General features: G+C 38.8%; 19 protein-coding genes. All 19 read right to left on the minus strand.

Features of this window, described 5'->3' with window-relative positions; all coding sequences use genetic code 11:
* Positions 1-67: 67 nt before the first annotated feature.
* Positions 68-604 (minus strand): stage V sporulation protein T, encoded by a 537-nt coding sequence (gene spoVT, locus B0I26_RS14995; RefSeq protein WP_111646226.1) that lies wholly within the window; start codon positions 602-604, stop codon positions 68-70.
* A gap of 194 nt (positions 605-798) precedes the next feature.
* Complete coding sequence (gene mfd / locus B0I26_RS15000; protein WP_111646227.1) at positions 799-4335, minus strand: transcription-repair coupling factor; 3537 nt, start codon at positions 4333-4335, stop codon at positions 799-801.
* Between the two features lie 63 nt (positions 4336-4398).
* Complete coding sequence (locus B0I26_RS15005) at positions 4399-4629, minus strand: anti-sigma-F factor Fin family protein (RefSeq protein WP_111646228.1); 231 nt, start codon at positions 4627-4629, stop codon at positions 4399-4401.
* Between the two features lie 74 nt (positions 4630-4703).
* Positions 4704-5261, minus strand: a complete 558-nt coding sequence (gene pth, locus B0I26_RS15010; protein WP_111646229.1) for an aminoacyl-tRNA hydrolase — start codon at positions 5259-5261, stop codon at positions 4704-4706.
* A gap of 180 nt (positions 5262-5441) precedes the next feature.
* On the minus strand, positions 5442-6068 hold the full coding sequence (locus tag B0I26_RS15015) for a 50S ribosomal protein L25/general stress protein Ctc (protein WP_111646230.1): 627 nt from the start codon (positions 6066-6068) through the stop codon (positions 5442-5444).
* 74 nt (positions 6069-6142) lie between these two features.
* Positions 6143-7093 (minus strand): ribose-phosphate diphosphokinase, encoded by a 951-nt coding sequence (locus B0I26_RS15020; protein WP_111646231.1) that lies wholly within the window; start codon positions 7091-7093, stop codon positions 6143-6145.
* Positions 7094-7105: 12 nt separating this feature from the next.
* Positions 7106-8482, minus strand: a complete 1377-nt coding sequence (gene glmU / locus B0I26_RS15025) for a bifunctional UDP-N-acetylglucosamine diphosphorylase/glucosamine-1-phosphate N-acetyltransferase GlmU (protein ID WP_111646232.1) — start codon at positions 8480-8482, stop codon at positions 7106-7108.
* Between the two features lie 197 nt (positions 8483-8679).
* Positions 8680-8970, minus strand: coding sequence for a septation regulator SpoVG (spoVG, locus tag B0I26_RS15030; RefSeq protein ID WP_044895797.1), 291 nt, complete (start codon positions 8968-8970; stop codon positions 8680-8682).
* A 130-nt stretch (positions 8971-9100) separates the two neighbouring features.
* Positions 9101-9475, minus strand: a complete 375-nt coding sequence (locus B0I26_RS15035) for a RidA family protein (protein WP_111646254.1) — start codon at positions 9473-9475, stop codon at positions 9101-9103.
* 34 nt (positions 9476-9509) lie between these two features.
* The gene (gene purR / locus B0I26_RS15040) at positions 9510-10334 is read right to left on the minus strand and encodes a pur operon repressor (protein ID WP_111646233.1); all 825 of its coding nucleotides are present in this window, start codon (positions 10332-10334) and stop codon (positions 9510-9512) included.
* Positions 10335-10389: 55 nt separating this feature from the next.
* Complete coding sequence (gene ispE / locus B0I26_RS15045; RefSeq protein WP_111646234.1) at positions 10390-11259, minus strand: 4-(cytidine 5'-diphospho)-2-C-methyl-D-erythritol kinase; 870 nt, start codon at positions 11257-11259, stop codon at positions 10390-10392.
* A 273-nt stretch (positions 11260-11532) separates the two neighbouring features.
* Positions 11533-11712 carry a small, acid-soluble spore protein, alpha/beta type gene (locus B0I26_RS15050; RefSeq protein ID WP_111646235.1) on the minus strand — a complete coding sequence of 60 codons (180 nt, stop codon included), beginning with the start codon at positions 11710-11712 and terminating at the stop codon, positions 11533-11535.
* A 104-nt stretch (positions 11713-11816) separates the two neighbouring features.
* Positions 11817-12080, minus strand: a complete 264-nt coding sequence (gene veg, locus B0I26_RS15055) for a biofilm formation stimulator Veg (protein ID WP_111646236.1) — start codon at positions 12078-12080, stop codon at positions 11817-11819.
* Positions 12081-12265: 185 nt separating this feature from the next.
* The gene (gene yabG, locus B0I26_RS15060) at positions 12266-13150 is read right to left on the minus strand and encodes a sporulation peptidase YabG (RefSeq protein WP_111646237.1); all 885 of its coding nucleotides are present in this window, start codon (positions 13148-13150) and stop codon (positions 12266-12268) included.
* Positions 13151-13327: 177 nt separating this feature from the next.
* Positions 13328-14212: a 16S rRNA (adenine(1518)-N(6)/adenine(1519)-N(6))-dimethyltransferase RsmA gene (gene rsmA, locus B0I26_RS15065; RefSeq protein ID WP_111646238.1), complete on the minus strand. Its 885-nt coding sequence runs from the start codon at positions 14210-14212 to the stop codon at positions 13328-13330.
* A complete protein-coding gene (rnmV, locus tag B0I26_RS15070) occupies positions 14205-14768 on the minus strand; it encodes a ribonuclease M5 (RefSeq protein WP_181502927.1) in 564 nt (187 codons plus the stop codon). Before rnmV ends, rsmA begins: the two co-directional genes overlap by 8 nt.
* 122 nt (positions 14769-14890) lie before the next feature.
* Positions 14891-16084, minus strand: a complete 1194-nt coding sequence (locus tag B0I26_RS15075; protein WP_111646240.1) for a G5 and 3D domain-containing protein — start codon at positions 16082-16084, stop codon at positions 14891-14893.
* Between the two features lie 233 nt (positions 16085-16317).
* Positions 16318-17088 carry a TatD family hydrolase gene (locus B0I26_RS15080; RefSeq protein WP_111646241.1) on the minus strand — a complete coding sequence of 257 codons (771 nt, stop codon included), beginning with the start codon at positions 17086-17088 and terminating at the stop codon, positions 16318-16320.
* Positions 17089-17332: 244 nt separating this feature from the next.
* Positions 17333-19282: a methionine--tRNA ligase gene (metG, locus tag B0I26_RS15085; protein WP_111646242.1), complete on the minus strand. Its 1950-nt coding sequence runs from the start codon at positions 19280-19282 to the stop codon at positions 17333-17335.
* Between the last annotated feature and the right edge of the window lie 325 nt (positions 19283-19607).

Here is a 19607-nt window from a genome sequence, read left to right on the forward strand (position 1 = left end):
TGTTAGGCACTTCTGCGAGTGAAGAACATTTGGCTTTGAGAGCTAATCACGGCGCCTCCGCTTTTCTTTATTGTTCCATTTGTTTTGCTAAAAATCCGGCAGCTGTCTCAACAGCTTTTTGCTCTACTTCGCCTAACGTCTTGTCCTTCGATAAAATCACAACCGCACCAATTGGATCGCCATTGGCAATAATCGGGCCGACTGTGTACGATCTGAATCTTTCCATGTTCCCCTCAACGATTTCAATATCGCTTTCCTCTGTCCGAAGCACAGAGTTGCGCTCTTCCATCGTTTTTTCAATGAACAAACTAACCTTTTTATTCAAATATTCTTTTTTCGATACACCTGCTACTGCAATAAAGACATCACGATCACAGATTAAAACCGGATGACCTAGGCTGTCAAACAATGCCTCTGCATACTCTTTTGCAAAATCACCTAGCTCACTAATCGGTGAATATTTTTTTAAAATAACCTCTCCATCACGGTCTACAAATATTTCAAGTGGATCGCCTTCGCGAATGCGCAATGTTCTCCGAATTTCTTTTGGAATAACTACTCTTCCTAAATCATCAATCCGCCGAACAATCCCTGTTGCTTTCATCTATAGATGCCCCTCACTTTCATCTGGTGATTGAAGAATAATGGCTGAATTCTATGATGAAGAATTCACCATTGTTGTGATTTAGTATCCTTCACAACACAACTTCTATGCATGATGAAAGTGATTTTTCAATGAAAGAGAAATTCCCCCAGCATCATTATAGACAGTCATATTTAAACCTAAACGTTGCGATGCTAGGCGGTTACTGATTTCTCGTCCTTTTTGGCATTGCTTAGTTCTTTTAGCGTTTCCAATAAAATCATTAGCCACTCCTGTGGTTTAAGCCCTTTCATATAAAGAACGATTTTCAATTTCTCCCCTTCCATGCCAAAACCATAAACATGTCCATACTTATCACCTAATTTTGCCAAACGTTGAATTTGGACATCTTTTGAAGCAGCTTCATTAAATAAAATATCAATTTGTTGTTTATTTTGTTTAATCGATTCGACACGGTGTTGTTTCGCATATACTTTTATTTCTGCAATTTGGAATAAATAAGCAACTTCATCTGGATATTCTCCAAAGCGGTCGAGAATTTCTTCTTGAAGCTCTTCTACGTCTTCCATTGTATCAATCGCTTTAAAACGCTTATACATGTCAATTTTCAGTCGTCCATCAGAAATATAGGCATCAGGAATATAGGCATCCACTTCAAGGTCGATTTCGACTTCAAATTTTTCCTCAGCCTGCTTTATTCCCTTCCGCTTTTCTATCGCCTCTTTCAGCATTTGTGAATATAAATCAAACCCAACAGAATCAATAAATCCGTGCTGTTCAGCGCCTAATAAATTGCCTGCTCCGCGGATGGATAAATCACGCATAGCGATTTTAAATCCCGAACCAAGCTCTGTGAATTCCTTAATGGCCTGCAGACGCTTTTCCGCCACTTCATTTAATACTTTATCTTTACGATACGTAAAATAGGCATATGCAATACGATTCGAGCGGCCGACACGCCCTCTTAATTGGTATAATTGAGAAAGTCCCATGCGATCAGCATCATAGACAATAAGTGTATTCACATTCGGTATATCGACACCCGTTTCAATAATCGTTGTGCTCACTAGGACATCGTATTGTCCCTCTAAAAATGACAGCATGACTGATTCCAGCTCATTCTCTGACATCTTTCCGTGAGCATATGTCACACGGGCATCCGGAACAAGCATTGATATTTCTTCCGCCTTAAGGTCGATGTCTTCCGTGCGGTTATAAAGGAAAAACACTTGTCCATCGCGGGCTAATTCCCGCTCAATCGCTTCGCGTACGAGCTCTGGACTGTATTCCATTACATATGTTTGAACTGGGAAACGGTTTTCCGGAGGTGTTTCAATCACTGATAAGTCACGCACCCCAATCATTGACATATGCAAGGTTCGTGGAATCGGTGTTGCCGTTAATGTAAGGACATCAATGTTCGTTTTCATTTGTTTAATTTTTTCTTTATGGGTAACACCAAAACGCTGCTCTTCATCGATAATTAATAATCCTAAATCTTTAAAAGAAACATCCTTAGAAAGCAGGCGGTGTGTACCAATGACAATATCAATCGTTCCATCCTTTAATCCTTTAATCGTTTCCGCTTGCTGCTTTCGCGTCCGAAATCTGCTTAATAACCCTATGTTGATCGGATAACCTTGAAAACGCTCACGAATCGTTTGATAATGCTGCTGAGCTAAAATGGTTGTCGGCACAAGGAAAGCAACCTGTTTCCCATCCATAATTGCCTTAAATGCGGCACGAATTGCCACTTCCGTTTTACCGTAACCAACATCGCCGCAGAGAAGTCGGTCCATTGGCCGTTCGCTCTCCATATCACGCTTAATTTCATTAATGGAGCGAAGCTGATCTTCCGTTTCTTGATAAGGAAATGCCGCTTCAAATTCGCGTTGCATTTCTCCATCCGGAGAGAAAGCATAGCCTTTGCTTGCTTCACGCTCGGCATAAAGCTTGATTAAATCTTCAGCAATATCTTGAACGGAAGATTCAACCTTTTTCTTCACTTTTTTCCATTCGGAACCGCCAAGTTTGTAGATTTTCGGTTCTTTTCCTTCAGAACCTACATATTTTTGAACTTGGTCAATTTGTTCGACAGGAACGTATAATGTGTCACTTCCTTGATACTGGATATGGATGTAGTCTTTATGAATTCCGTTAATTTCTAATGTGACAATTCCTAAATATTTGCCAATTCCGTGATTGACATGAACGACATAGTCACCGACCTGCAGCTCTGAATAACTTTTGATGCGTTCAGCATTTGATAATTTTTGTTTACGGGCCGGCTTTTTTGCACGCTTTTTAAATAACTCCTCTTCCGTAATGACCGCTAGCTTTTGCATCGGCAGTTCAAATCCCGTATTTAAATCTCCTTGGATAATTTGAAATTTCTCATGCATCAACATAACGTGGTCATCTAACGGAATGGCGTCAATTTCATAGTCTTCTAAAACGCTTTGCAACTTTTTTACTCTTTCTGCGTTTGGAGCCAAGAACACAACCGCATACTTCGCTTTTTTCCATCGCTCTAACTCAGCTTTTAAAAGATGCATCTGTCCATGAAAGTTTTGCATCTGTTTGCATGATATATTTACAATGTTTTGCGGATGAGTATGTGGGACATGGCGTAAAAACAGTGATAAATAGACAATTGGTCTTTTATTTTTTTGGAATAGATCAGGATATTTGTGCGAAATAGGAACATCGTGAATAATTTTTCCTTCACTTAACAAACTCGTGTACCATTCTGCTTCCTCTTTATCCAGGTTTTCGGCCATTTCCTGCACCCTGCTTATCTCATCAAGGAGTAAAAGGCCGTTTTCTGGCATGTAGTCTAGCAAACTAGCAGGATTCTCATAAAATAAAGCTAAATATTTATACTTTTGTTCAATTTGCTGTCCATTTTTTAGATTTTCCAGCTCAAACGAAATGTGTTCAAGGAGCAGCTCCTTCGCTTTATCATCTTTTATCTTTTTTAAGCTGGCAGACAATCCTTTTTCAATCTCCTCAATTCCGCGCTCTAAATGCTCTCCATATACAAGCATTTCATCGGCAGGACCAATAACCACTTCATTTATTTCTTCTCGGGAACGTTGATCATCAATCGTAAAAGTGCGAATCGATTCCACTTCCGTATCAAACAATTCGATTCGATAAGGAAGCTCGGCTGTCAGTGGGTATATATCGATAATCCCACCGCGAACACTGAATTCTCCCGGAGTTGAAACCATGGAGACGCGTTCATATCCCATTTTTACTAGTTGACTAATATATGCATCAACATCAATGCTTTCTTTTACTTTAAATAACAGCTGATTTTGTTGCCATAACGATTTTGGAGGTAATAATCTTCGCAATCCGGCAATTGGAGCGACAACAACCCCTTTTTTATTTTGACTCCAATGATTCATTACTTCAAGGCGCTGTCCTTTTAGCTCTGGGCTGGCGATAGCTAACTCCGCCGCGATAAGCTCGTTAACAGGATACAGGAACACCTCATCCATCCCTAAAAACTGTACAAGGTCGTCGTACACTTTTTGTGCTTGAAATAAGTTATGTGTCACAATTAACAGCGACTTTCCCGTCTCCTTATAAAGAGAAGCAAGAAAAACAGAACGTGCTGAACCGGATAATCCGGTAACAAGCTGTTCTTTCAGCCCCGCCTCTACTCCATCTATAATCGAGCGTACATCCTGATTTTCAATAAAATAATGATGTAAGGATAGCACGGTATCCCCTCCTCTCATTTCTATAAAATAAATGCAAAAATGCTTTGGTATAACCAAAGCGGACTATTGTATAAATTTTTCATACAAATGATATTCCGGATTTCGTTCGAGCGCTTCTTGACAATCTTCGCAAATCGTTTTTATATGAATGTCTCCATTTGCAAGATATGAAATCATCTCCAGCCGTTCCTTATCAGTCAAATGATGGAAGCCAAGCTGTTCGCTATATAATGACATTCTATCAATTGTCCCTACTTTTGTTCCACAATGCCGACAATAATAATGCAATGCCATTGAAAAACCTCCTAATGGTCTTGTCATATACATTTTCGACCATTTAGAAGGGAAATATTCATAAAAAATTGCGGTTAATTAAACTCATTCATTACTTGTAAAAACGGAGTCGAGAGCCATTTCTTACAAGCTTCCGCTGATTTTAAAACAGCTTCATTAATAAACGGCTTTTCATCTTCAGTAAAACGCCCTAATACATAATCCGTTACTTTCATTCCATTTTTGGGGCGGTCAATGCCGACACGAATTCGCTTGAATTCTTGCGTGCCTAAATGTTGGATTAGAGATTTAATACCGTTATGCCCACCTGCACTTCCTTTCGTACGCAAACGAATTTTTCCAGTAGGAAGATCTAGATCATCATAAATAACAATTAAATCCTCTACATCGATATGATAGTAGTCAATAAGAGGTCGGACACATTCCCCTGATAAATTCATATATGTTAAAGGTTTACATAATATTACTTTTTCTCCTGATATAATTCCCGTTCCAAAAACCCCATTAAATTTTGCTTTATCTAACGTAATATTTAACTGTTTTGCTAATTCATCAATGACCATAAAACCAACGTTATGCCTTGTATTTTCATATTGTTTTCCAGGATTACCCAATCCAATAAATAACTTCAATGGTAGATCTCCTTCCAAAATTTTTTATCATTTGTATTTGTTGAAAAGTGAACAAAGGAAATTCACCAATAAATACCGTTTTCCCGTCACATAACATATTTCAAGTTCAAAAATGATTACTTCAATTCAACAATAAGCATTACAAATAAGACGTAACCGAAACGGCTACGTCTAGTCAATTTATTCTGGAGTTGTTTCGCGGCCTTCCATTGCTTCCGGTTGTCCAGGCTCTTGCTGTTCACCGCTATGAATTTCTTCTTCTTGTTTCGGCGGTAAAATAGACGCTATCACTTCTGTCGGCTCATGATTAATCTCGTATTTATCATTAGTTTGAATATCTCCTACCGTAATCACTTGTCCAATCTCTAAGTTAGAAACATCTACTTCGATAGAAGACGGTATATTAGCCGGTAATGCACGAATCGATAATTGATGCAGAGGCTGCTGCAACACCCCTCCATCTTTTACGCCCAGAGCCTCACCAACTAAATGAACATTGACGTTTACTTCCACTTCTGTTTTCATGTCAACAACATGGAAATCAACATGAATGATTTCATTGCGAAGCGGGTCTTTTTGAATATCATGAAGCATAACAGAATGTTCTTCACCGTTTACTTCCATTGTAATAAGGCTGTTCCGCCCGTTCTCGCGAATGATCTTCATAAAATCAGCAGCATTAACAAAAATGGCTTTACTTTTCATATTTTTTCCGTATAGTACAGCCGGAATATTGCCTTCTTCGCGAATTTTACGAACCGTAGAACGTTTTCCTTCTGCACGTTCTTGAGCTTGTAATAAAGCCACAAAATTCACCTTCCTGTTTTAGAATCTATGAATTAATTTTTCCTAAAACAGAAAGGACTAAACATCTTTTTCGATTAATCAAATAACGCGCTAATGGATTGTTCCTCGTAAACGCGAATAATTGCTTCACCAATAAGCGGAGCGACAGACAATTGAACAATTTTATCAATTTTCTTATCTTCAGGTAATGCGATTGTATTTGTAACAACAAGCTCTTTAATTTTTGAATTTTGAATGCGTTCAATTGCCGGCCCAGATAAGACGGGGTGCGTACAGCATGCATACACTTCAACGGCACCATTTTCAATGAGCGCATTAGCCGCAAGTGTAATCGTTCCTGCCGTGTCGATGATATCGTCAATTAAGATGGCTGTTTTTCCTTCTACTTGACCAACGATGTTCATTACTTCGGCCACATTCGGCTTCGGACGGCGTTTATCAATAATCGCAATTGGCGCTTTTAAACGATCTGCCATTTTGCGTGCGCGTGTTACACCGCCGTGGTCAGGAGACACGATAACAATATCCTCAAGATTCTTGTTTTTAAAATAGTCCGCTAAAATTGGCACTCCCATTAAATGATCGATCGGAATATCGAAGAACCCTTGGATTTGCGGAGCGTGCAAATCAAGCATGATGACGCGGGAAGCTCCAGCTGTTTCTAAAAGGTTTGCCACTAATTTCGCAGTAATCGGTTCACGAGAGCGCGCTTTACGGTCCTGACGGGCATATCCATAATAAGGAATAACAAGATTAATCGTTTTTGCGGAAGCGCGTTTTAACGCATCAATCATAATTAATAGTTCCATTAAATGCTCATTTACCGGTGCACTTGTGGATTGAATAACAAACACATCACCGCCGCGGATGCTTTCTTCAATGTTAATTTGAATTTCGCCATCGCTAAAGCGAGAAACGGAGCACTTTCCTAACTCGATGCCGATTACTTTTGCAATTTCCTGAGCTAACTGCATATTGGAATTTAAAGCAAATAACTTTAAGTTAGAATCAAGATATTGAGACATGGTAAACCTCCATTAAGAATTTTTCTTCACATTCATACGTTCAACGTAATTTTCTTTGTTTACTTGACGCGCGCGGGCTATCGATAAAGCATTTCCCGGGACATCTTCTGTAATGGTAGAGCCAGCTGCAACATAAGCTCCTTTTCCAATTGTTACGGGGGCAATTAAGTTTGTATTGCAGCCAATAAACGCACCATCCTCAATTTTTGTTAAATGTTTATGTTTCCCGTCGTAATTAACGGTAATGGAACCGCATCCTATATTAACATCCGCACCAACTTCGGCATCACCGATATAACTTAAATGAGAGGCTTTGCTCCCTTTTCCAAATGTTGATTTCTTCACCTCAACAAAGTTGCCGATTCGAACATCGTCGCTAATCTTTGACAAAGGACGAATATGGGCAAAAGGACCGATTGTGACATCATTGCCAATTTCGCTATCATGAGCAACGGAGTGGCGAATCGTTGTTCGATCTCCAATGACGCAATTTTTTATTTCTGAATTAGGCCCGATCACACAGTTTTCACCAATGACTGTTTTTCCTTCGATGATCGTTCCTGGATAAATCACTGTATCTCGCCCGATTTCCACATCAGCTGAAATATACGTATGCTCAGGATCAATAATCGTCACGCCATTCATCATATGTGTACGGTTAATGCGCGCACGCATAATTTTTTCCGCCTGCGAAAGGGCAACGCGGTCATTCACACCTAATGTTTCTTCAAATACATCTGCTTGATAAGCAGAAATAATTTCTCCCTGCTTTTTCAAAATCTCGATCACATCCGGCAAATAGTATTCACCTTGTGCATTGTCGTTTGAGACTTTTGTAAGCGCTTGAAACAATGACTTATTGTCAAAGCAATACGTCCCTGTATTAATTTCCTTCACTTTCCGTTCCTCTTCTGTCGCGTCTTTATGTTCGACGATTTTTTCAACATGTCCTTCATTATTGCGGATAATTCTTCCGTAACCTGTTGGGTCTTCGGCAATGGCTGTTAAAATAGTAGCTTTTGCATTTGTTTTTGAATGATGCTCTAAGAGCGCTTTCATTGTGTCTGCGGTAATTAGCGGAGTATCCCCGCAAATAATAAGAGTTACCCCTTCTTTATCTCCTAAATGAGACGTTGCTTGCATGACAGCATGTGCTGTTCCAAGCTGCTCTTCTTGAAGGGCAAATTCACTTTTTCCACCAATTTGCGCTTTCACCTGTTCAGCACCAAATCCAACAATTGTTACAAGCTTTTCAAGATTTAGCTTTGATACTTGATCGACTACATGCTCAACCATTGGCTTGCCGCAAACAGGATGCAAAACTTTATACAGCTTTGATTTCATCCGTGTCCCCTGTCCCGCAGCCAATATTATTGCGTATCGTTTCATAACAGGGCCTCCAATTACCTTTTTATCCATATTGAATATATCTCAATTACCTATTCATTTCAAGGAAACATTCAATTTTACCAAATATTTAGGACAATGTAGCTTATTTGTTAATGCAAAGCCGATTCTTGTCAAAAACAAAAAAGAGCCTGTCCACAATATCAGAACAGGCCCTCTTTTTTTTAACATTTATTTTTTTATGAAGCACCAGCTTCTTCAAATTCTTCTTCAAGCTCACCTAAACGGTGATACTCTGCTAATACGGCATCTTGAATTTTCCCGCGGGTTGTCGAGTTAATCGGATGCGCAATATCACGGAATTCCCCGTCAGGAGTACGCTTACTTGGCATAGCCACAAACAAGCCATTATTGCCTTCAATCACGCGGATATCATGAACAACAAATTCATTATCCAGCGTAATAGAAGCAATCGCTCTCATACGTCCTTCGGTATTCACGCGGCGTAATCTTACGTCGGTTACTTCCATTCTGCTCACCACCTTTTCCCTATATAAGAACTTAACTAAATTTATTCCACATTTTTTCTTATTTTCCTTCTTGTTTTTTTAAAATTTTTTTGAAAATTTTGTGAACAGATGGAAGTTTTCATGTTACTTGTTATTTTACAAGAGCAACCACTTCAATTTCGACAAGCGCATCTTTTGGCAGACGAGCTACTTCAACTAAAGAGCGTGCCGGTTTATGTTCTTTAAAATACTCTCCATACACTTCGTTAACGGCTGCGAAATCATCCATATTTTTAATAAATACAGTTGCTTTGACGACTGTGTCTAAAGACGCTCCAGCTGCTTCTAAAACAGCTTGTAAATTTTTAAACACTTGGTGAGTTTGCGCTTTTACATCGCCTTGAACCATTTCTCCCTCAGGTGTTAACGCGATTTGTCCTGAACTATAGAACATGTTATTGACAATAATGCCTTGTGAATATGGACCAATTGCCTGCGGTGCTTTTTTTGTTTCTACTTTTCTCATCATTATCTGTTCTCCTTTCAATTCCTTTATACTGTTACTTGATAAATTTGAAATAATTTCCTTCCTTAACGGTAATTTGTTTTTCTTTTACATCTACTGAAGATAATTTTACAAGAGAAATATACTCATCAACAAGCCGTTCTTCCGTTTCTTCAGATTCAACAAGCACACCAATCCCCATTACATTTGCATTAAATTCATCTAATAAGCTAATCATTCCGTTCACTGTTCCGCCCGCTTTCATAAAATCATCAATAATCAAGACATTTGACCCTTCTGCTAAGCTACGCTTCGCAAGAACCATCGTTTGAATCCGCTTCGATGAACCGGAAACATAATTAATGCTCACCATGGAACCTTCCGTTACTTTGTTGTCACGACGTACAATGACAACCGGAACATTTAAGAAATGAGCGACCGCATAAGCTAACGGTATTCCTTTCGTAGCGACTGTCATGACGACATCAATTTTCCGATCAGAAAAAACGGATGCGTATAACCGTCCAATTTTATTGACAATCCGCGGATCACCAAGAATATCGTTCATATATAAATATCCACCCGGCAGTAATCGTTCAGGATTCGCCAGCATTTTACATAAATAATCAATCGTTTCCTTCGCCTCTTCATGAGAAATTTTAGGAATATATTGAACTCCCCCTGCAGCTCCCGGAAGAGTTTGCAACGTCCCGATTCCCTGCTGTTCAAATGTCTGTTTAACAATCGCTAAATCTTCACTAATGGATGATTTAGCGGATTGATAACGTTCAGCAAAAAAAGTGAGCGGCACTAATTGATGAGGATGTTCAAGGAGATAATGCGTCATATCAACTAAACGGCTGCTTCGCCTTAATTTCATAAAAAACCTCCTAAACCCGAATATTATAAGATAAATATAACATTAATGTACGGGTTTAATCAAGCGAATTCCGCTCTCCTAATAACCGCACCGCAAATACTTGGTCACAAAAACCGCGCAAACCATTGTAAATTCGCTGCAGTCGTGAATCATGCCGCACCAATCCAAAAACCGTTGGACCGCTCCCGCTCATCAATACGGCATCTGCTCCAAAGCGTTTCATTTGCTCTTTAATCTGAGCCACTTCCGGATGCATCTTCATTGTAACTTCCTCTAAAACATTTCCTACAAGAGAGCAAATTTTATTATAATCTTGTTCCTTTATCGCTTTTACCATCGCATCAACGTCTGGATGAACGATAGAAGCTAAATTTAGATTACGATAAACTTCTGCAGTTGAAACACCGATGGTCGGCTTAGCAAGAATGACCCAACATGGCGGGGGGGCAGGAATATGCTCAATCTTTTCACCGCGCCCCGTTGCAATTGCCGTTCCTCCATATACACAAAACGATACATCTGAGCCAATTTCCGCTCCAAGCTCTGCCAATTCATCAAGCGTCAAACCTAAATTCCAAAGTTTATTTAAACCTCTCAATGTCGCAGCTGCATCGCTGCTTCCCCCCGCTAATCCCGCTGCCACTGGAATCGTTTTAATAATAGAAATAGCCACGCCATCACGAACATTGAATCGTTCTTTTAACAGCTTCGCTGCCTGATAAGCAAGATTCCGGTGATCATCAGGAACAAAACGATTATGAGACACAATTCGAATCGTGTCAGAAGGCAATGGGGTTAATTCAATTCGATCAGCAAGATCAATCGTTGTCATAACCATTTTTACTTCATGATAACCATCAGGGCGTTTATGTAATACATCTAAAGATAAATTAATTTTTGCTGGAGCCTTTACTAACAATTTCAAACCTTCCACCTACTTTTACGACTTCAAACCTATACTAACATTTTAACATAAAAGTCATTCACAATTATCCTATATTTCGACACATTATAATAAAGAAATTATACTAAAAAATCACATCGTTCAGCTATGTAAAAAAGCAGCTGTCTCATAAGGTTGACTTCCTCCAACCGTTTACAACTGTTTATGGCTCTTTGTCCATAAACATTGTAATCGAGGAATCGAATCCTTGTTGAGACAGCTGTCTATCGCGGTCCATATGATTATGATATTGAGTTACCTCGTTCTTTCTGCTAAATGTTGCTCCGCCATTTGTATCGCTAATTTGACCATATTTCCTGCATCGCGTGCACGAATGGCTCCCCATCCTTCTTTTTGCACAACATCGTAAAATCCCAGCTCTTTAGCAAGTTCTTCTTTAAAGCGTTCTGACATAATGCCTCGACGTCTGCCCAAACGCAAGCAACTCCTTTCAAAAACCGCGACAATCTTATTATTGTAAGACAAGAGAAGATTTATGTTTCCAAAAAACAACAAAATAAAAAGCAGCAAACAAATGTCTACTGCCCGCTAATCGCCATATTGTCATCATCTAAGAAGGTCAGCTGTACAGTCTCTGTAAGAACATCTGCATAGCTGTAAGACACACGTTCAAAAGCATTTTCCTCTTGATCAAGTTCAATAACGAACACAGAAGGGTATGTTTCCGCTAAAATTCCGCATCGCTCAATCGTTTTTCTTCTTCCACCGTTCGCCTTCAATGTTAGTCGTCTGCCAACGTTTAAATCCAACGCTTTTTTAATGTCGGCCAGTGTTTTTGCCATTCCCTATCCACCTCACTGATATAAGTGTAACAAAAAATTTATCAAAAGTCAAAAAAATAAATATTTTACCAACACAACATGATAAATGTCAATTATTATTTTTATCACTATAACGTATTATGTACATTAAATGTAAAATTATGTATAAATAAACCGCCTAATGAAATTTTATCATTAGCGGCCTCTTAGTCAAAATCAACGATTGTCCGAAAAGGCATACCTGTACGCAATACACCTTTTGTTTCCACACCACCGAGCCCTTTCTCTCCTGTAAGTGTATTTCTTAACACATCCCATACATTTACTCTTTCCATAAAGGGTGTAAAGCTAATTCTCGATACAAGATATACAGGGTCCAGTGCATGAATATTGACCCGTGCTGGAGAACTGGCAAAGTTAGCACCGGCGCGAATTAACGACTCAAAATGAGATTGACATGCGCCGGCAAAAATGACGAGCTGGTCTAAGTGGGGAATTTTTTTTCTCGCCTCTCTGACCGTTTGCACAAAATATTTGGAATGACGATATGCTTTAATATCCGTCACTTTTCCTTTTGTCTTTGAATAGGAATCATGGCCAGTAATGACTAGAATATCAGGACGAACTTGTTCAATCAAACTCCCGACTTTTTCTTGCATTTCCTTTTCATTACAATAAACTCCGTAAACAGGAACGCCAATTTTTTCGTATAAATCTAAACATTTTCGTAAATACAGGGGATCACCATCCAAGTGGAGGACACGCCCTGGAATTTGAAAAAAATTGTGTTCTGTTCTATATCCCCCTGTTGCATTGTACTCATTTTTTTGCCTTATTAAATTGTAATCCTGCCTTAACAGCTTATAGGATTGCTCAATTAATTCCTTTTCTTTTTTCTGGCGTTTTTGTTGTTCCCTTTCATCGATAATAACTAAATCAGCAAAAGGAGCATCGGCAATTAACCGTACATCCTCTCCATGGAGAATCGCTTCTTTTTCTCCTCCATTTTTCTCCTTAATCTCAATAACACGAAATAATAAATCACACTCATATGATTTGCGCCCAACAATATCGCCAATCTTAATATCCATAAAATCAACTCCAAGACTATAGCATTTGTTTATTATGTAAAATATGCATATATCCCGAATACGTGAAAACAATAATTATTTTAAACAAGAGCTTCGACTTAATATGAAAGCAAAAAAGCCGGATTCTCTTTACATCATCATTATTTTGATGACAGAGAAAATCCGGGCTCTTATTCATCAGCTTTTTTGAAATACATGAAACAATCGGTCGCTGAGGTCAGCAAATTCAGCAATCGTTAATGTCTCTCCTCTGCGGCGCGGGTCAATATTTGCTTCATGCAGCACTTGCTCAATCGTTTCTTTAAACATTTTCCCATTCGGTAAATTGCTTGTTAAATTATTCAAAATTGTTTTGCGCCGTTGTCCAAAGCTTGCGCGAACCACTTCAAAGAAAAATGCTTCATTCTCAACAAAAACAGCAGGCTGATGTAATTTTGTCAAACGAATAACGGCAGAGTCAACATTTGGCTGCGGCACGAATACAGTTCTCGGTACCGTCATGACCGTTTCCGCTTTTGTATAATATTGAACGGCAATCGATAATGAGCCGTAATCTTTCGTACCTGGTTTAGCAGCCATTCGCTCAGCCACTTCCTTTTGCAGCATAACAACGATTCCCCGAAGCGGTAAATTGTCTGTTAGCAGTTTCATAACAATCGGTGTCGTTACGTAATAAGGCAGGTTCGCAACAACCATGATATCTTTGATTCCGGCAAACTCTTCATCGATAACTTTTCGCACATCTGCTTTTAAAACATCTTGATGGATGATACGTACATTTGGATAAGGGGATAACGTCTCTGCTAAAATCGGCAAAAGGCGTTGGTCAATTTCAAATGCAACTACTTTTTTGGCACGCCGGGCAAGCTGTTCCGTTAACGCTCCTATTCCCGGCCCGACTTCGATCACTCCTGTTTCAGCAGAAAGCTCCGCAAAATCGACAATGCGGCGAAGAATATTTGTATCGATTAAAAAATTTTGTCCAAGGCTTTTTTTAAATGAAAATCCGTATTTCTCTAAAATTTCCTTCGTACGATTCGGTGTGGCAATATCTTTATACATTTCGCTTTTCCTCCTGAAGCACTTGCTCTAAAGCATTCATAAACGCTTCTTTTGAAATTTGGAACATTTGCAAACGTTTATGAAGCTGTTTTCCGTTTGTATATCCTATTTTAAGAAGCTGTCCTAAACGATTGCGGCGCGCTTTTGCCAAAGAGCCGCCAATTAAGCCGGCATCAATCAAATCATCAAAAGTAATTTCTTCTTTAAGTTCAATTGTCTCCTCATATACATTCTCAAGTGCTTTACGAATAGCCTCAACAGAAGCATGCTCTACCCCCACGCCTTTGCCGTTCTTTTCAAGCGCTTCTTCTTTTGGCAAAAAGGCATGTTTACATCCAGGGATACGCGCGGAAATCGTTTTGCGAATTTTTTCTCCTGGAAAGTCTGGGTCTGTAAAAATTATCACTCCTCGCTTTTCTTTTGCAATTTTAATTCGTTCTAATATTTCATCGTTAATCGCTGAACCATTTGTTTCAATTGTATCCGCTTCAACAGCCCGCTGAATCGCTATTGTGTCATCTCTTCCTTCTACAACAATAATTTCTTTAATTTTCATAACAGCCTCCAAAAAATATTGAAACTTTTTTTACGCTCCTACGTCTATATGTATAGAGAGAAAATCTTTCTCCATTATAACGAAAAAAACAGAGGATAGGGAAATCCTCTGTTCACTTTACATTATTTAATAATTTTTACTTTCACTCTTTTTCTTCCCCATTGAAAAGCTGATGATTTCTCTGGGAAAAATACGTCAATTTTATAGCCGCGAATGGCTGAACCAGTGTCTGCGGCAACAGCATATCCATACCCTTCGACATATACTTTTGAACCAAGCGGAATAATTCTTGGGTCAACTGCAATGACTTTCATATTAGGATTTGAACGTAAATTAATACCTGTTCTCGTTCGCCCGGAGCAACCGCCGCAATTAGCCGTATAAGCCGTCGCTGTAACATAAAATTCTTGGGAAACTGTCTCATTACCGCGCGACACCATTTGCGGACTGTTTACTTTTGTACCGACAGCGACTATACGATCTTTACTTTGTTTAATCGTTTCCGTTTTTACTAGTTTACGGGAAACTTCTTTTCCATTTTCTAAAATAACTTCGTAATGTTTAGATACAAGCCCTTGTTCTCCCGGGCTAATCACTCTTTGTTCTCCTTTTGGCAACTGAGAGTCTTTCTTTGTAACAACTGCAAAATTAACGGGTTCTTCCACTACATCGGTGACTTTTTCAACTCTTGTAACTTTGATAACAGTATTCTCGTTCACCATCTCATTTAATGATGGTTCAATCCGATCTAGCTCATTTAATGTGATTTTCTGTTGTTTTAAAAAGTCAGCGACAGTAGTCGAAGTTGCCCACACTCGTTGCTCTTGACCGCCGACATTCAATTTGATTTGGAAAGCTTTATCAAATGTAATGTCCATGCCTTTTTGTATTTTTGCATCAAGAGATGGGGAAACCCGGTCGTGTTCATTGACTGTAATTTGCTGAGTGATAAGCAAATCTCTTACTGTTTTTGCCGTCGTCCATACTTTTTTTGCCGTTCCGTTGACAGTAAGTTTTACGGGTTTACTTGCTTCCCAAACAATCTTTAAATCATCAGTAACAGGTGTGTTTTTCGAGGGAAACAAATAATCTTCAGAACGCACTTGAATGTTGCGTTCAGCTAAAACATCAGCTACTGTATCGGCATGCGTTCGAATTTCTTGTTTTTTTCCATTTAATGTTAACGTTACACTCTCTTTTGTTAATTCATATGCAGCAACACCAGTCGTTGCTGAAAAAGCTATTAAACTGCCAGCCGTTACAGCTAAATTTTTTTTCAATGATCCGGCAAACAGGTCTTTCATGTTATTCAACATGATGAAAAACGCCTCCTTCATTTGCAAAGATTACACAGAGCTCTCTTTTAGCTGTCAACCTTCCCTTCCTATTTGACTTTTACGCTCAACGCACACTCTATTATGCAGAAAATTCTGTTAAAAAGAAAGGAAGACTTATCGACAAGTCTATACTATGTTCGTTGCTGAATTTGTAGAACTTTTTCTTTTTTAAACTTTGTCAGACAAGCTTCCTAAAAAAGCGACACGTTTTTTTATCGAGTGATGCCGAATAATTTTTTAGCATTGTCGGACGTTTTTTGTGCCACTTCTTCAAATGAGACTCCTTTTAGCTCAGCAATTGCTTCTGCCACATACTTGACGTAACTTGGCTCGTTTCTTTTGCCACGAAAAGGATGCGGCGTTAAATAAGGGCAATCGGTTTCAATTAATAGATGCTCTAACGGAATTTCCTTTGCTACTTCTTTTGGTTTTCTGGCGTTTTTAAATGTAACCGGGCCGCCAAACGAAATATAAAAGTTCATGTCAATACATTGTTTTGCCACTTCAACACTGCCGGTAAAACAATGCATAATCCCACCAACTTCAGAGGCATTTTCTTCTCTTAAAATTTCAATAATGTCCGCTGTCGCCTCACGGTTATGTATAATAATAGGCAATTTAACCTTCTTGGCTAAGGCAATTTGTTTACGGAATACTTCTTTTTGCACCTCTTTAGGCGACTTATCCCAATAATAATCCAATCCCATTTCTCCAAGAGCAACGACTTTCGGATGCGCTGCAAGCTGTTCAATCATTTGCAAATCTTCTTCTGTCATATCAATGGCATCAACCGGGTGCCAGCCAACTGCAGCATAAATAAATGGATATTGTTCCGCTAATTCAATCGCGCGGGAGATCGTTGGCCGGTCAAAACCAACAACAACAATATTAGAAACTCCTTCTTCAAGAGCTCTGTCAATCACTTCTTGCAAATCATCGTTGTATTGTATCGCATTTAAATGAGCATGCGTATCAAATAACATAACCATACTCCTTTTCCAGTCTGATGGTAAGTGTAACATATAAAATCATTACATATATCACAGAATCTTAACAATTACATTACAAAACAGCAACAAAGAGGTGTCGGGGCTGACCCGTAAGCATCTAACCTCACATGCATTTGACAATATATATAGTTCATTTATTCCGATGTCCTATATATTGTGCTGTGGGGCCTGACACTTGACTTTTGGGTCAGCCTCTTCACCTCCTGTATTTCACCTTTTATTTTACTTTTGTCCCGTTTGGCAATGTTTCATCGACAGTTGCCAAAGAAAGAATGCCGTTTTCTTCACCTGCCAAAATCATTCCTTGCGATAATTCACCGCGAAGTTTAACAGGTTTTAAATTTGTTACACAAATGACTTTTTTTCCAATCAACTCTTCCGGTTTGTAAAATTTTGCAATTCCTGATACAACTTGCCGCTTCTCATAACCAAGATCAAGTTGTAATTTTAAAAGCTTATCCGCATTTTTTACCGGTTCAGCATGAAGAACTTGCGCAACACGTAAATCGACTTTCATGAAATCATCAATCGTAATCTCATCCACTTTTGGAACTTCCTTTTTCTCTTCTTGTTTTGGTGCTGTTCCTTGCATCTGTGCTTTAATATATTCAATTTCTTCAGGCATATCTAAGCGCGGGAATAACGGTTCGCCTTTTACCACTTTTGTTCCTTCTTTGATGAGACCAAACTCATACAAACTATCCCATTGTTTTAGCTCATTTTCGGTAATACCGAGTTGTGCAAAGATTTTTGCTGGGGATTGCGTTAAAAACGGCTGTAAAAGAATCGCAATATGTCGAAGCGATTCAGCTAAATGAACCATCACAGAGGCTAATTTCTCTTTCTGTGCTTCATCTTTCGTTAACACCCAAGGCTGTGTCTCATCAATATATTTATTTGTCCGGCTGATTAATTGCCATACAGCTGTCAAAGCAACAGAAAACTCCATCTTTTCCATCGCTTCTTCATAATCTTTAACAGTTTTCTTCACCATTTCGACAAGCTGATCGTCAAACTCTGTTTTACTTCCTTCATAAGTTGGAATGACACCGCCAAAATACTTTTCAATCATCGCTACTGTACGGTTTAGAAGGTTTCCTAAATCGTTCGCTAAGTCATAATTAATCCGTTCCACAAAACCTTCAGGAGTAAAAACGCCGTCAGAACCGAACGGAACTTCGCGAAGCAAGTAGTAACGCAATGCATCTAAACCGTAGCGGTCAATTAAAGTCACCGGGTCGACAACATTTCCTTTTGATTTCGACATTTTACCGTCTTTCATTAACAACCAGCCATGAGCAAACACCTTTTTCGGAAGCGGCAGACCGAGAGCCATTAACATAATCGGCCAATAAATCGTATGGAAGCGAACAATTTCTTTTCCGACCAAATGCACATCTGCCGGCCAATATTTTAAGTATTTTTCATCATTTTCTGTGCCATATCCTAATGCTGTAATATAGTTTGTTAAAGCATCAATCCATACATAAATAACATGTTTCGGATCTCCCGGAACTTTAATCCCCCAGTCGAATGTGGTACGAGACACGGCTAAATCTTCTAGTCCAGGCTTTATAAAGTTATTAATCATTTCATTTTTGCGGGATTCCGGCTGAATGAATTCTGGATTCTCTTCGTAATATTGGAGCAAACGGTCAACATATTTGCCCATTCGGAAAAAGTAAGATTCTTCCTTTACTTTTTCAACAGGACGGCCGCAATCAGGGCAGTTGCCATCGACAAGCTGTCTCTCTGTATAGAAAGACTCACATGGCGTACAATACCATCCTTCATACTCATCTAAATAAATATCACCTTGCTCAAGGAGACGCGCGAAGATTTTTTCGACAACTTTTTTATGCCGCTCTTGCGTTGTACGAATAAAATCGTCGTAAGAAATATCGAGTTTTTTCCATAGCTCTTGAATGCCGGCGACAATCTCGTCAACATACTCTTGCGGAGTAACTCCTTTTTCCTCTGCTTTTTGTTGAATTTTTTGACCATGCTCATCCGTTCCTGTCAAATACATGACATCATAACCACGAAGACGCTTATAGCGGGCCATTGCATCACCAGCTACTGTCGTGTATGCATGGCCAATATGTAATTTTCCGCTTGGATAATAAATAGGTGTAGTAATATAAAATGTTTTTCTTTGTTTTTCCATGATTTTCCCTCCTCTGTTTTCATATTAGAAGAAAAGCCCTCGCCCAAAGGACGAGAGCGATTATATTACTATTTTACATATTTTTTTCGTCTTATAAAAACATCTATTTCTCTTATTTCAAGAAAATATACATAAAAATGCTTTTTGCTGTCCATTTACTTCTTTATTACGACATACTGTTTCATTTTTTTACGAAATATTATAAAGATAAAGGTTTATTTAAAAAGCATGTCGAAAATCAACTTAATTTTGTCGAATTATCATTACAATATTAGAATATAATACTTGTATCGATTTGAAAAAAAAGTTAGAATTTGTATAACTA

Source organism: Paranoxybacillus vitaminiphilus, from assembly GCF_003259935.1.
GTDB lineage: Bacteria > Bacillota > Bacilli > Bacillales > Anoxybacillaceae > Paranoxybacillus > Paranoxybacillus vitaminiphilus.

Coding starts and splice junctions, on each gene's coding strand:
- spoVT (WP_111646226.1), bottom strand. CDS start 604: ATGAAAGCAACAGGGATTGTTCGGCGGATTGATGATTTAGGAAGAGTA.
- B0I26_RS15005 (WP_111646228.1), bottom strand. CDS start 4,629: ATGGCATTGCATTATTATTGTCGGCATTGTGGAACAAAAGTAGGGACA.
- B0I26_RS15020 (WP_111646231.1), bottom strand. CDS start 7,093: ATGTCTCAATATCTTGATTCTAACTTAAAGTTATTTGCTTTAAATTCC.
- glmU (WP_111646232.1), bottom strand. CDS start 8,482: ATGAAACGATACGCAATAATATTGGCTGCGGGACAGGGGACACGGATG.
- spoVG (WP_044895797.1), bottom strand. CDS start 8,970: ATGGAAGTAACCGACGTAAGATTACGCCGCGTGAATACCGAAGGACGT.
- B0I26_RS15035 (WP_111646254.1), bottom strand. CDS start 9,475: ATGAGAAAAGTAGAAACAAAAAAAGCACCGCAGGCAATTGGTCCATAT.
- purR (WP_111646233.1), bottom strand. CDS start 10,334: ATGAAATTAAGGCGAAGCAGCCGTTTAGTTGATATGACGCATTATCTC.
- veg (WP_111646236.1), bottom strand. CDS start 12,080: ATGGCAAAAACACTGGCCGACATTAAAAAAGCGTTGGATTTAAACGTT.
- yabG (WP_111646237.1), bottom strand. CDS start 13,150: ATGGATATTAAGATTGGCGATATTGTTGGGCGCAAATCATATGAGTGT.
- rsmA (WP_111646238.1), bottom strand. CDS start 14,212: ATGTATAAAGATATTGCCACACCGAATCGTACGAAGGAAATTTTAGAG.
- rnmV (WP_181502927.1), bottom strand. CDS start 14,768: ATGAAAATTAAAGAAATTATTGTTGTAGAAGGAAGAGATGACACAATA.
- B0I26_RS15075 (WP_111646240.1), bottom strand. CDS start 16,084: ATGTTGAATAACATGAAAGACCTGTTTGCCGGATCATTGAAAAAAAAT.
- B0I26_RS15080 (WP_111646241.1), bottom strand. CDS start 17,088: ATGTTATTTGATACGCATGCTCATTTAAATGCGATACAATACAACGAT.
- metG (WP_111646242.1), bottom strand. CDS start 19,282: ATGGAAAAACAAAGAAAAACATTTTATATTACTACACCTATTTATTAT.